The sequence below is a fragment of the Paenibacillus sp. RS8 genome (assembly GCF_041956825.1).
In the GTDB taxonomy this organism is placed as follows: Bacteria; Bacillota; Bacilli; order Paenibacillales; family Paenibacillaceae; genus Paenibacillus_AQ.
The window spans coordinates 3,669,248-3,682,691 of sequence record NZ_CP168131.1 but is presented as its reverse complement, the minus strand read 5'-3'; the positions used below and the strand labels follow the sequence as shown (position 1 = coordinate 3,682,691).

Genomic DNA, 13,444 nt, shown 5'->3' with positions numbered 1-13,444 from the left:
TTTACTTGTATCTTAAGATCAACCCTTAACAGAGCCAATCATGACACCTTGCACGAAATAACGTTGCAAGAATGGATAGACAGCAATAATCGGAAGTGTAGATACGATAATGACCCCATACTTCACAAGTGAAGCAATTTCCGCCTTGTTGTTCTGGGCTGCTGCAGCTGTCGCATCGATAATGCCACCTACTTGAGATTGCATTTCCTGAAGAACGAGAATCTGACGAAGCACAAGCTGCAATGGATATTTCGCATCATCATTGAGGTAGATCATGGCGCCGAAATAGCTGTTCCAATGCCCTACCCCGTAGAATAAGGCCATCACTGCGATAATTGGCATCGATAACGGGAGAACAATCCGCAGGAATAATCGAATATTCGTCGCGCCATCGATTTGAGCCGCATCTTGAAGCTCAGCTGGAATGGAGTTCGCGAAGAAGGTACGAGAGACGATAATATTCCAGATTGACGCTGCGCCAGGAATTACCAGTGCCCACATCGTGTTGACCATGCCTAGCCCTTTTACCAACATGTATGTAGGGACGAGACCGCCTCCAATGAACATCGTTACCATGAACATCCCCATGAAAAACCCACGGCCTACAAAGTCCTTACGACTGAGTGCATATGCCGCTGGCATCGTAACGACCAAGTTAATCGTTGTGCCTATCAATGTATACAAAATCGTATTTCCATACCCCGTCCAAATCTTCGAGTTCTGAAATACAATCTCATACCCCTTAAAGGTAATTCCTTTTGGAAAGAGCCACATTTCACCGGAAGCAACCATCTTCGGATCACTGATGGATGCGCTAATAATATATAAGATGGGATATGCGACTAACAGCAATGCAATTGCCACATACGTATAGATGCAAATTAGGAATATTCGGTCTCGTTTAGATAGCTTTATACCTGATACCATAAATTCCAACCTCCTTCTACCATAGACTGTTCTCGCTCGTACGGCGGACAATCTGATTCACCGTAATGAGCAGGATGCAATTGACAATGGAGTTAAATAAACCAACAGCTGTTGAGAAGCTATATTGCGCATCGACAAGACCAGATCGATAGACAAAGGTTGAAATCACATCAGAGCTTGACATATTTAACGAATTTTGCAGAAGTAATATTTTCTCAAAACCTACACTTAACAAGCCACCCATATTCAGAATTAATAGAATGGTCATGGTCGGTATAAGCGCTGGTATATTGATGTGGCGAACACGTTGAAAGCGAGTGGCCCCGTCAATGATTGCCGCTTCATGCAAGCCTGGGTCTACACCCGAGAGAGCCGCCAAATAAATAATCGTCCCCCAACCCGCACTCTGCCACACGCCTGAGAATACATACATCGTCTTAAACCAACCAGGACTTGTCAGAAACTGCGGTGCACTAAAGCCTAAACCTTCAATGGCATGAATAATCATACCGTTCGATGGAGACAAGAAGGTAATAATCATCCCCGCCATAACAACGACAGAAATGAAATGAGGTGCATACGTAACGGTCTGAACAAGTCGCTTGAAGAAGCCATCCTTCACTTCGTTAAACGCAAGCGCCAGAATAATTGGGATTGGGAATCCAATGGCTAATTCATACAAGCTAATACTGAGCGTGTTCCACAGCAAATCCCAGAAATAGTACGAGTTAAAAAATCGAATGAAATGATCAAAGCCTACCCATTCACTGCCAAAATAGCCCTTTGACGGAATGTAGTTCTTAAAAGCAATCTGAATCCCATACATCGGTCCATAGCTGAAAATGAGGAAGTAAAAGAATGCGGGTGCGATAAAAATGTAAAGCTCCCAATTCTGACAAATCTTCTTCCATGTCTCGTTTCTGCCCTTACGCTTTTCTTTCGGTGCTGAATTCACAGTTCGCATATGTACGCTTCCTGTTTCATGCATCGCGACATCCCCTCCTTATAGGTAATGATGAGAACATTCTGATCATCGAGTGAGCATCATTATCTATCGAATTGTTATCAATCGCATTAATGCTAGCGCTTACATTTACACTATATAGAATCGAGCAAATCGTAAATATGTCATTCTCGCTTATCAAGAATTTCGTGTTGTACTGCGGGATGATATACGTTTCACCGCTATGTTGATGTTCTAGAAGTGTGTCATTCTTGCGCTTTTCGCCCATAATTCCGTTGCATTACAATGCCAAAGCTGCTCAAAGAGGCAATGTGTATAAATCTCCATAGCACATGTTTTTTTTGCGTTTTTAAAGGAAATTCATCCTGAATCTAACGTTTGTTGACTGAAGTATCATGTTTCTTAACTGGAAGCCTCTCATCGTACTTCTATAAAATTAATTTAGGGAAAGCGGTTACAAAGGCAGCATGTATGAAACACATGAAGGAGCGGATGATATGAGCACTAAACTTGAGCGGAGCAAATCTAGAAAGCGCATACACTGGCGAAAGCAAGATTCCGAGTTAACCCTGCTCGCCTTGCCGACATTGATCTGGTATATCTTATTTTCTTTCTTACCGATGTTCGGTATGGTTATCGCTTTTAAAAATTTCAAAATAAGCGGCAACTTTATTAGCAACGTACTAAATAGTTCTTGGGTCGGCTTCAAAAACTTTGAATTCTTATTCAAATCCAATGATGCCTGGATCATTCTTCGCAACACGATAGGGTATAACATCATCTTCATTATTCTTGGCATCGTGTTACCAGTAATGTTCGCCATTATGATCAGCCTGCTGCATAGCCGCAAAGCAAGCAAGGTTTATCAGACCATGATGTTTCTGCCCTACTTTCTGTCATGGGTAGTCGTCTCTGCTGTAGGTTGGGCCTTCTTCAGCTTTGATAAAGGCATCCTCAATCAATTTCTTGCCAGCCTTGGGCATGATGCTGTGAATTGGTATATGGAACCGCAATATTGGCCCTACATTCTTATCTTTTTAAACATCTGGAAGAGCATAGGTTATGGCATGATTATTTATCTGGCAACCATTACAGGAATCGACAGCACCTATTATGAGGCGGCAGTTATTGATGGAGCTTCCATCTGGCAGCAGACACGCTTCATTACCTTACCCATGCTAAAGCTGGTCATTGTCATGATGTTCATCCTGTCAGTAGGTCGTATTTTCTACACGGATTTCGGACTGTTCTATCAGGTCACACGCGACTCCAACTCCCTCTACAATGTGGCCACAACAGTTGATGTCCTAGTTTATAAACAGCTAAAAACCGCCACTGTAGGAATGGCATCCGCTGCCGCTTTCGTCCAATCGATGCTGGGCTGTATTACAATCCTGAGTGCTAACTGGATCGTTAAAAAAATCGATTCTGACAGTGCAATGATCTAGGAGGAGAGACAATGGCAAAGACACCCACCTATCAATCTGGCTTGGAGAAATTCAACCGCACAAGTAACGGCATCAATGCTTTGTTCACCCTAATTTTTATTCTGATGGCAATTGCCTGCGTTGTGCCTGTGATCGTCGTGTTATCCATCTCGCTTACCGATGAGTCCTATATTCGTGAAACGGGATACAGCATTCTTCCAACCGCACTTTCCGCAGACGCATACGCTTATATCGCCAAACAGGGAACGATGATTCTGCGTGCGCTAGGTGTATCCCTGCTTGTAACAGTCGTAGGTACTGTACTTGGCGTGCTGCTCACCACAACGATGGGATACGTCATTTCACGTCCTGGTTACAAGCTAAAGAACTTCCTCACCTGGGTTGTATTTATCCCGATGGTATTTAACGGTGGTCTTGTATCCAGTTACTTTATCAACACAAATTTCTTGGGACTCAAAAACAGTGTTTGGGCACTCATTCTGCCGCTCGCAGTATCATCGTTTAACGTTATTATTTGTAAAACCTTTTTTAGGAGCACAATCCCTGATGGCTTAACCGAATCTGCTGAAATTGACGGGGCTAGTCAGTTTCGCACCTTCTTCTCAATCATCCTCCCCATCTCATTGCCTGTACTAGCTACGATTGGACTGTTCCTTTGCTTCGGTTACTGGAACGACTGGTTTCAATCGATGCTGTATATCGATAATCAGAATCTGTATTCGCTCCAAGCGCTGCTTAACAGCTTGATGTCCAATGCTGATGCGCTCGCCAGAAACTCCATAAGTATGGGGATCAGCTTCGCTGAGCTTGTCGCAACAATGCCCAAGGAATCTGCCCGCATGGCAGTTGCTATTCTCATCGTGTTGCCTGTTGCCTGCGCATATCCCTTCTTCCAGAGATACTTTATTACCGGCCTTACCATTGGCGCAGTGAAAGGCTAGTTCCGAAATAAGCCAAGCCCAGCTTGGTTTATGATAGATAACCGTAATTTACTACGGTACATTTCATCATTCAACACTAGGAGGAGTTAAAGTGAAGAACACCCTCAAGTTCGCCTCAACATTATGTATTCTCGCATTAATGCTGTCCCTGCTTGCTGCATGTGGCAACTCGAACTCGAATTCGAAGCCAGCATCCACAGCAACCAATGAAAGCGAGAGTGGTACGACGGCTACTGATGCACCAACCACCAAAGAAATTCCTACATTGGTATGGTGGCTGATCGGCGGACAGGTTCCTGAGAACTTTAGTAAAGCAGTTGAGCAGATGAACGAATACACCGCTGAGAAAATCGGTGTCAAAGTGGATATTAAGGTGGCTAGCTGGGGCGAATGGGATACAAAAATCAACACCATTGTGAATACGGGTGAACCCTTTGATATGATGTTTACCAACAATACAAAGTACAGTAAACAGGTCGCTATGGGAGCGTTCGCTGACATTACAGATCTGGTACAAAGTGAAGCTCCTGAACTTTACAAGTCTATCCCTACCAAAGTATGGGATGGTGTGAAAATTGGTGGAAAATATTTCGCTGTACCGACGTATAAGGATTCTTCATTAACTCAATATTGGGTGTTCGATGACAAGCTTGTACAAAAATATAATATCGATTACCAAAACATTAAAACGATGCAAGATTTAGACAAACCGTTCCATGATATGAAAGCTGGTGAAGGCAAGAGCTTCTACCCGTTGCAGTTGATCCAAGGCGAAGGCTTTCCAGGCATTTTAAATAATTATGATGATATGACTTTAGGTTTCAATCCTATTGGAGTTAACGTGGAGGATGCTTCCCGGAAAGTAGTGTCCGTGTTTGAACAACCGGAAGTGATGACTAACTTAAAGCTGCTGCATCAGTGGTATAAAGATGGTATTGTTAACCCGGATGCACCAACTAAAACTGAAGGCGACAAATACAGAGCGTTCTTCTCCGCACAAGCCTTCCCTGGTGCAGAAGCTGGCTGGCAAATCACCGCAGGGATTGACAAATACGTCATGACGCAAATTTTTGGTCCTTTGTATACAACTAGTACAATTCAAGGCTCGATGAATGTAATCTCGGCAAATTCCAAATACAAAGTGGAAGCTATGAAATATTTGCAATTAGTGAATACAGATCCAAAATTACGAAATATGCTTGCGTTTGGTGAATTAGGCGTCGATTATAAGAGCATTGACGGAGAGAAATCAATCGAGCGTATCAGCGATACCTGGCCTTTAGCAGCATACTCCCAAGGCACCTTCTTCAATCTTGCGGTTACGAAAGGAGCTCCTCTAGACCAGTGGGAGCAAGTAAAAAAATTGAACGAGCAAGCAGCATCTTCCAGCATATTGGGATTCGCACTGGATATTGGAGAGCTGCAGACTGAGGTTGCGAACTGCCAAGCTGTATATGATAAATATAGATATGAATTGCTCACAGGAGCTTCTGATCCTGAGAAGGTAATCCCTAAATTGCTGTCTGAGCTGAAAAATGCCGGAATGGACAAAATTATGCAAGTGGCTCAAGAACAAATCAACAATTACTTTAAGTAACCCTTATCGAACGCACATGGTATATCAGCGCTGATATACCATGTGTTTTCCTTTACTCCTCTAAAAAATTTATTTGAACTAAAGGTACGCTTCATATATATTTACAGTGAATTATATGCTCTCTCAACCACAGCAACGAGAGACTTATTCCTCTATATTATGTGTCTGACCTTAGGGGGCATTACAAATGAGGTTTTGGAGGAGTTCTTTTTTTCATATTAAGATATATCGCAATAAATTCTGGGCTTACCTGATTTTTATTGTAACCATCGGGGTAACACTGGGTACTATGACCAGCGCTATACTTGTTAATCAATGGATCGGTAACGCGCGGATTGAAGCTGCGAATGCCTTTTCCCGTATTGAGAACAACTTTCAGAATGATGCCGATCGGATTGAAGCTTACATGCAAAGATTGTATTCCAATCATGATCTGATGAATGACGTCCGTTATTTTATGAGCCCTTCCGTTGAAGGGTATCTGACTAAAAGATTGGAGAATAGCCCTTATTCATCACAAGCACTACTCTCTTTTCCTGAGGATACTAAAACTTATCTTTACAGCTGGGCACAGGGAGATATAACTCAAATCAGCGTTCATACTAAGGATTACGGAAATGTTATTTATTTTAATAGTTTTGGAATTCCTAGCTTCCAGTTTGGCGTTCCAAATACAAACGAAATTTTCGATGAAAGTATACAGAAGGGCTTCGTCTCTCACAAAAAACTAAATCAAAGTGCTACGGAAGCAGGGGAAATCCGCTTTCAGATCAGCAGCAAGCGAATATTCAGTATCGTAAATAATTATCAACTCGGTAATGCGGCTGTAATTAACTCTACCGGGGAGATATTCATTATTGGTAACAATGAATCCATGACTGATGAAATCACCCAACAAGCGGTTGCGAATAATAAAAATCACGGCTTTATCGTAAATAAAGGATATATTCCCATTTTCTTTGTTACCTTTTCATCCACCAAATATAATTATCAATTGGTTAGTACAGTAGACTTGGCTGCACTTATACGTCAGCATAGCACGGTTTTGCTCAATATTTTTATGATCGTCTTTACCGCTATGATCTGTGTACTGCTGCTCGTAGTCTACAATCTTCGTGATGACTCACGATTTCTTCACCGTATTATACAATCAATCAAACGTGCGAAAACTGCCGACTTCACCCCAAATAAGCCTGCACGTTATCGTATGAATGAATATGGTATGATTGCTCGCGAAGTCGACGATATGATACACCAATTAGACAAATATATTCGGAACGAATACTTGCTTAAGCTAAAACAGCAGGAAGCAGAAATGAAAGCGCTTCAACATCAAATCAATCCTCATTTTCTTTATAACACCTTAGAAGTCATTCGATCTACTGCATTGGTTCATCAGAATGAGCCTACCGCAGACGCGATTGCAACGCTGGGAGCGTTATATAGAGAAATTGTTAAGAAAGAAAATATCATTTCAATTGGTAGCGAACTGGAACTGTTGCGGAAGTACCTGCAAATAATGGAGTTTAAATATCCTGAGCACTTTTTTTATCAAATGGATGTTGAAGATTCTATTCTAGCTCTCCCTACTGTGAAGTTCTGGATGCAGCCCTTGGCAGAAAATTTCTTTGTCCATGGGTTTAATATCAATAAAGAATTTAATTTATTCATCGTGTCAGGCTGGGAAGATGAGAACTACTATAGGCTGGATTTCATTGACAACGGAGTACGAATTGATGAAGAACGGCTAACTGCTATCAGGCGAACCCTTTCGAGTAATAATGACCAAACCACCAAAAGCATTGGATTATATAATGTCTATGCCCGACTACAATTTTTCTATCAAGAGGATTTCTCGATTAGCATTGAAAACAATGATGAAGCTGGTGTCAAAATCTCTGTACAGATTTCTAAAAGAGGTGATTAGATATGTACAAACTTTTGATTGTGGATGATGAACCTCAGATTTTGGAAGGTATGAAACGTATTCTGGATTGGGAGCACTACGGATTCAAACAAATCGAAACAAGTGACTCCACTGAAGATGCTGTATTTAAAGCCGTAGATCTAATTCCTGACATTGCTATTATTGATGTGTGTATCGGCAAAAATCTAGGGTATGATGCGATCCAAAAGCTAAATGAAGTGAACCTTCCAACCAAATATATTATTATAAGCGGCTATAGTGACTTTCAATATGCCCAGCAAGCCATTCGTTGCGGAGTGAAGGATTACCTGTTAAAGCCTGTGGACCGAATCAAGCTGCAGGAGGTCATTGAAAAAATAATTATCGAAGATTTACATGGCACGATTAGAGATGTGAATGCGGACTCTATGAGTATTGATCCAGTATTGGGGATTCATTACGATGCCTTATCCAAGCTGGTCAATCGTATATTAATTATGATTAAAACAGAATTCGCTCATAATATTTCGTTAAAATCCGTCGCAGACCGCTTTCAAATGAACAGTACCTATCTTGGACAAATCTTCATTAAAGAAACAAGTATGAAGTTCTCAGAGTATCTAATGAGCTATCGCATGCATCGTGCACAAGAGCTCATCCAAACGACTAATGAGAAAATACACTGGATTGCCCTTTCAGTTGGTTATAACAACCTGAATTATTTTTATACACAATTTCAAAATCATTTTGGTACATCTCCCTCAAGTTTACGGATGAAAAGTTAAGCTGGATATACATTGCATAGCGATTTAGGGGGCCGGGGTCATGAATAGATATAGCTGCTTCATCTGTGGCATTATAGTGCTGTTCATTTCACTGTTAACTGGCTGCAATAAGCAGAATATGAACGCTGCGAGCTTTAATGCAGAACCCGTTGTGAATCTGATCTATTATACCATCGGTGATCCTGATAAGGATCTTGCTCTAGTTAATGACAAAATTAACGAGATATTGATGAAAAAAATTGGAATTACGATAACCTATAATAAAATTGGTTGGCAGGAATATGCTGATCGCATGAATACAATGATCTCCTCTGACAGCCCTTTTGATATTGCGTTTGCTCCGGATTATGCTAAATATGCCAAACGTGGGGTATGGCTGAAGTTAGATGACTATTTCATGAATCTAGCCAAAGAAATGTACCTTGCTATTGATCCCATATTTTGGAAAGGCGCTAAGATGGATGACGGGTTCATCTACGGCGTCCCCACCAACAAAGAATTGGCTGTACGCGAGAATTGGATGTATCCTGATTCTCTGGTAGAAAAATATAATATTAAAGTTAACCAATATAACACACTGGAATCGCTCGAACCGCTGCTTCGCATGATACAAAAAAATGAACCCGATTATTTGCCCATGGAGCTTGATCGAGACTCACACAATTTTTTTGCGATGTACGGCTACGAATATATAGGGGACAACAGACTCCCATTAATGATCCAATCTCTGGATCCTGCTGCTCCTGTAGTCAATATCTTCGAAACCCGTGAAGCCAAACATATATTGGATACGTTAAGACGTTACTATCAATTAGGGTTCATTAATCAAGACGCCGCTTTGCGAGAACCAGGAAGCTTGAAACATGGTGTAAAGGTATTTTGGGAATCTGGTAGTGGCGGTCCACTCTCTGAGAGCGTCTGGAGTAACGATCTGGGGTATAAAATTGTAACCAATCCAGTAACACCCGAGGTGGCAACTACAGAAGCTGTACGCGGAGGGATGATGGTTGTGAAGGCAAATACGAAGCATCCTGTGGAGAGCATCAAATTTCTAAACCTATTGAATACCGATCCTGACCTGCGTAACTTATTTCAATATGGCATTGAAGGCGTTCATTATACACTGGATCAGAATGGCCAGGTTGTCCTAAGTTCGATAAAAGACAGTCAAGGAAATCCGCTTCCCAAGGCGAACGGTGGCTACACTGGCATACAGTACACTCAGGGAAACTGGTTTATCTTAAGTACATTAGGTGGAAGCTACCCTGACCCACTAAACAAGTGGGAACAATTCCGCATCTACAACTCCAAGGTTGTGGAGTCCAAAGTACTGGGCTTTACGCCCGATCTGTCAGAGATAAGCGAGCAAATTGATAACATTGAGATTGTCTGGCGCAAGTATTATCCAAGCCTCATGACAGGCAGTGTCGATGTCGATACCATTCTCCCGAAATTCAACCATGAGCTGTATGAAGCAGGGATTAATAAAGTACGCATGGTGATCCAGAAACAGCTCGATCGTTGGCGGGAATAGGAAGACACCGTAAAGAAATGCCCCTCAAGTGAGACACTTTAGATAAAGTGACCTTCTTGGGGGGCATTTATTAACTAGTGACCCATCATCATAGCTGGATCTACCTCTTCGCCACTCTTTGTGACTTGTTGTATCTTCGGCTTGCGAAGGATAAGGGACATAGCAATACCAACACATACGATACAAGCGGTCAGGAAAAATGTATCTCCAAAGCCAGCTACTAAGGCAGTTTGTGGATTACCTGTCTTTCCGATTGTCGCCATGTGAGTATTGATATGAGATGTCAGGTAAGCTGTAAGACCTGTTACTGCGAACGATACGACAACCTGTTGCGCTGCTGAAGTCAATGGTGTCACACGGCTAACCAAATGACGTGGAGCTGAGTTTAATACATGTGTATTAAGTGGCATCATCGTTGATCCCATCCCTAACCCCATCACACACACCGACACGATAACCATCCAAATCGGTGTATCCACGTTTACCGTCGATAGTATAAACATCGCGATGGCGATAACACTCAACCCACAGAACGCTAGTGGACGAGCTCCAATTTTATCAAACAACCTGCCACTAATCGGCATCATAAGACCGGCGCACAACGCTTGCGGCATCACGATCCAACCGGTATGAAGTGCGGTATATCCTTTAATATTCTGTAAATACAACGGAATCATCAGCGTAGCGCCAAACAATGCCATCTGTACGATCCAAGTAAGAATAATACCACGTGTGAAATCAGATGATTTAAACACCTTCAGTTCAAGCAAAGGATACTTCTGTCTAAGCTCTACCACTATGAACAATATTAATGCGATACCACCGATTGTTAAGCCTGTAATAGCACCTGTTGAAGACCAATCTGCTCCCCCTTCACTCACACCATAAGCAAGCATAGCGAATGCGATCGGAGCAAGACACATCCCGAGAATATCAAGATGTGTTGACTTCTGAGGTTCTGTCTTCGGTAAGTATTTTTTACCCAAAATGAAGGCCACAATACCAATTGGCAAATTGATAATGAAGATCCAGTGCCAACTCACGTAATCGACAAGATAACCGGATATTACAGGACCAAAAGCTGGCGCCATCAGCATTGGAATTCCAAGAACACCCATAATAGAGCCGCGACGTTCAGGCGGGGCTAATTTGAATACCATTGCCATCCCGATCGGTGCAACCATACCTCCGCCTAGACCTTGAATAATACGGAAAATAATCAGTTGTTCAGGTGATTGGGCTAAGCCGCACAGAACAGACCCTAATGTAAACAGCACAATCGTTACAAGGAAAATACGCTTTGATCCAAATTTATCGGTCATCCAACCGGCAAGTGGGATTACTGCGGATAGTGCCAATGTGTAACCCGTTATCGCCCATTGAATTGTCTTTAGATCAGTATTGAAATATTCCACTAATTTAGGAACTGCATTGTTAACAACTGTACTGTCCAGAATAACCATAATCATACCGACGATTATCGCAAGCAGTGGAGGCAGAATAGCTTTCAGAGAGAACGTGTCGCCTTCCTGCGTAAGGGGTTTTGTTGAAGCATTTGATGTCATTGTGATACCTCTTCTTTCTAAGTTTTGACTGAATATTTGTGAAAATAATGCTCGAAAAACAAGTCAATACTTTCCTCAATCGATAAAGGGATATCGAGTAACGACGATTGAATGTGATTGTTCGGCTGACATTTAGAAGCAGACACTTTGGTGAACGGTGACATAATGGCAGCAAACATATGCTGTGTCATCAACAATACGGTCTTTGGATCTGTAACACCTGTCACTTCTGTCATGACTGCGCTTAATTTTTCGAACCCTTGTTGTTTCATAAAATGTACATATTCGGCTACCGATTCAAACAGTGGATCATGGCCAAGAATTCGCTTGAGCAAATCAGGATAATCATTAAGAAATGAGGCGTACTTCAAAATAAATTGTTTCAGCCGTTCGATAGGCGGATATTCCACAACATCAAATATGTCAAACGCCGAGCGGAATGTTTCCAGGACTGTCTTCATCGCTTCATGCATAAGCTTGTCTTTCGACCCGAAATAATAATTAATTAGCGCCACATTGGTGCCAGCTTCACTAGCAATCATCCGAATAGTGACACTATCAATCCCTTCGGACTTAATCAAATGCAGCGTTGCGTCTAAAATCTTCTCCTTCGTCATAGAACTCTCCTCATCTCGACATACAATTAAACAGCGTTTAAAACAATGATTAATATACCTTGAAAACTAAATCTGCGTCAATGGAAATTTCAGAAAGTAATATACACAGTTTTCAACAAAGACTGACTCATGCGATGAAGTGCTTAAGTTTGGAGAACAAAAATAACCGGTCGAGAATGTATCTCGCCGGTTTATTGTGTGTATATCTTTAAAGATGTTGGATTGAATCCATTCCTAGTAGAAGTGTCCTCCTAGCCCTTTACCGAACCGATCATTACACCTTTTTCAAAATATTTCTGAATAAACGGATACACGATAAGGATCGGTAAAGTAGATACAATAATAACTCCATACTTAACCTGGTCAGCAAATTGCTGCGCATATCCGCCTGCACTGCCGCCCGAGCCTCCGCCTTGGGAGAAAACCTGGTTGGATAATAGAATATCACGCAGAATGATTTGTAACGGCTGCAGGTCATTCGAATGAATATAGATAAGCCCAGTAAAAAAATCATTCCAATGTGCTACCAGATAATACAGTGCAATGACCGATATGACGGACTTAGATAAAGGGATCGCAATATAGAAGAAAAATTTAAAATGAGTACATCCATCCAATGCAGCGGATTCATATATTTCTTTGGGCAGTGAAGCCTCAAAGAACGTGCGTGCAATAATGAGATTAAACACATTCACTGCAAAGGGAAGAATAAAGACCCACATCGAATTGGTCAGGGATAGATCCTTCATCAGGATATACGTTGGAATTAGTCCACCATTAAAAAATAATGTAAAAACGAAGAAAAACATCAGGAACCGGCGTGCACGGAACTCTTGTCTGGATAGTGTATACGCTGCTGGGATCGTAAGAAGCAGATTAAACATTGTTCCCAAGACTGTATAAATAACGGTATTCTTGTAACCTATCCAAATACGCATATCCTGAAAAATTTGCTCATAGCCAAAGAAACTGACTCCTCTGGGAAATAGAGTAACCTTTCCTGTGGAGACCAATGTCTGATCACTGACAGAAGCAATAATAACAAAGTACAAGGGATACGCAACGATTAGGAAAATTAGAACACATAAGATAATGATCGAAATATCAAATAGAATCTCACCCGTGCTGCGCTTGTGAATAGTTGTCGCCTGCATAAGCAT

General features: G+C 41.7%; 11 protein-coding genes. 6 read left to right on the top strand and 5 right to left on the bottom strand.

Annotated elements, in window-relative coordinates:
• Positions 1-18 precede the first annotated feature (18 nt).
• A complete protein-coding gene (locus tag ACDZ28_RS17740) occupies positions 19-927 on the bottom strand; it encodes a carbohydrate ABC transporter permease (protein ID WP_042125774.1) in 909 nt (302 codons plus the stop codon).
• Between the two features lie 16 nt (positions 928-943).
• On the bottom strand, positions 944-1,891 hold the full coding sequence (locus ACDZ28_RS17735; RefSeq protein ID WP_339291294.1) for an ABC transporter permease subunit: 948 nt from the start codon (positions 1,889-1,891) through the stop codon (positions 944-946).
• A gap of 497 nt (positions 1,892-2,388) precedes the next feature.
• Between ACDZ28_RS17735 and ACDZ28_RS17730 the strand changes: the two genes are divergently transcribed.
• The 6 genes from ACDZ28_RS17730 (at position 2,389) to ACDZ28_RS17705 (ending at position 10,102) form a co-directional block, all read left to right on the top strand.
• Positions 2,389-3,339 (top strand): sugar ABC transporter permease, encoded by a 951-nt coding sequence (locus ACDZ28_RS17730; RefSeq protein ID WP_042125771.1) that lies wholly within the window; start codon positions 2,389-2,391, stop codon positions 3,337-3,339.
• Positions 3,340-3,350: 11 nt separating this feature from the next.
• Positions 3,351-4,280 carry a carbohydrate ABC transporter permease gene (locus ACDZ28_RS17725; RefSeq protein ID WP_042125769.1) on the top strand — a complete coding sequence of 310 codons (930 nt, stop codon included), beginning with the start codon at positions 3,351-3,353 and terminating at the stop codon, positions 4,278-4,280.
• A gap of 91 nt (positions 4,281-4,371) precedes the next feature.
• Positions 4,372-5,877 (top strand): ABC transporter substrate-binding protein, encoded by a 1,506-nt coding sequence (locus ACDZ28_RS17720; protein WP_042125767.1) that lies wholly within the window; start codon positions 4,372-4,374, stop codon positions 5,875-5,877.
• 187 nt (positions 5,878-6,064) lie between these two features.
• Positions 6,065-7,804, top strand: coding sequence for a sensor histidine kinase (locus ACDZ28_RS17715; protein ID WP_375102385.1), 1,740 nt, complete (start codon positions 6,065-6,067; stop codon positions 7,802-7,804).
• A 2-nt stretch (positions 7,805-7,806) separates the two neighbouring features.
• A complete protein-coding gene (locus tag ACDZ28_RS17710) occupies positions 7,807-8,568 on the top strand; it encodes a response regulator (RefSeq protein ID WP_076121812.1) in 762 nt (253 codons plus the stop codon).
• 40 nt (positions 8,569-8,608) lie between these two features.
• Positions 8,609-10,102, top strand: coding sequence for an ABC transporter substrate-binding protein (locus ACDZ28_RS17705; protein WP_375102384.1), 1,494 nt, complete (start codon positions 8,609-8,611; stop codon positions 10,100-10,102).
• 74 nt (positions 10,103-10,176) lie between these two features.
• On the opposite strand, the gene ACDZ28_RS17700 is transcribed toward ACDZ28_RS17705, so the two are convergent.
• The 3 genes from ACDZ28_RS17700 to ACDZ28_RS17690 all read right to left on the bottom strand — a co-directional run bounded on the left by ACDZ28_RS17700 (position 10,177) and on the right by ACDZ28_RS17690 (position 13,438).
• Positions 10,177-11,667 (bottom strand): DHA2 family efflux MFS transporter permease subunit, encoded by a 1,491-nt coding sequence (locus ACDZ28_RS17700; RefSeq protein ID WP_042125761.1) that lies wholly within the window; start codon positions 11,665-11,667, stop codon positions 10,177-10,179.
• A gap of 17 nt (positions 11,668-11,684) precedes the next feature.
• Positions 11,685-12,284 (bottom strand): TetR/AcrR family transcriptional regulator, encoded by a 600-nt coding sequence (locus ACDZ28_RS17695; protein WP_042125759.1) that lies wholly within the window; start codon positions 12,282-12,284, stop codon positions 11,685-11,687.
• 251 nt (positions 12,285-12,535) lie between these two features.
• Entirely contained in the window at positions 12,536-13,438 is a 903-nt protein-coding gene (locus tag ACDZ28_RS17690; protein WP_081954242.1) for a carbohydrate ABC transporter permease, read from the bottom strand.
• Positions 13,439-13,444 lie beyond the last annotated feature (6 nt).

Coding starts and splice junctions, on each gene's coding strand:
- ACDZ28_RS17740 (WP_042125774.1), bottom strand. CDS start 927: ATGGTATCAGGTATAAAGCTATCTAAACGAGACCGAATATTCCTAATT.
- ACDZ28_RS17735 (WP_339291294.1), bottom strand. CDS start 1,891: ATGCGAACTGTGAATTCAGCACCGAAAGAAAAGCGTAAGGGCAGAAAC.
- ACDZ28_RS17730 (WP_042125771.1), top strand. CDS start 2,389: ATGAGCACTAAACTTGAGCGGAGCAAATCTAGAAAGCGCATACACTGG.
- ACDZ28_RS17725 (WP_042125769.1), top strand. CDS start 3,351: ATGGCAAAGACACCCACCTATCAATCTGGCTTGGAGAAATTCAACCGC.
- ACDZ28_RS17715 (WP_375102385.1), top strand. CDS start 6,065: ATGAGGTTTTGGAGGAGTTCTTTTTTTCATATTAAGATATATCGCAAT.
- ACDZ28_RS17710 (WP_076121812.1), top strand. CDS start 7,807: ATGTACAAACTTTTGATTGTGGATGATGAACCTCAGATTTTGGAAGGT.
- ACDZ28_RS17705 (WP_375102384.1), top strand. CDS start 8,609: ATGAATAGATATAGCTGCTTCATCTGTGGCATTATAGTGCTGTTCATT.
- ACDZ28_RS17700 (WP_042125761.1), bottom strand. CDS start 11,667: ATGACATCAAATGCTTCAACAAAACCCCTTACGCAGGAAGGCGACACG.
- ACDZ28_RS17695 (WP_042125759.1), bottom strand. CDS start 12,284: ATGACGAAGGAGAAGATTTTAGACGCAACGCTGCATTTGATTAAGTCC.
- ACDZ28_RS17690 (WP_081954242.1), bottom strand. CDS start 13,438: ATGCAGGCGACAACTATTCACAAGCGCAGCACGGGTGAGATTCTATTT.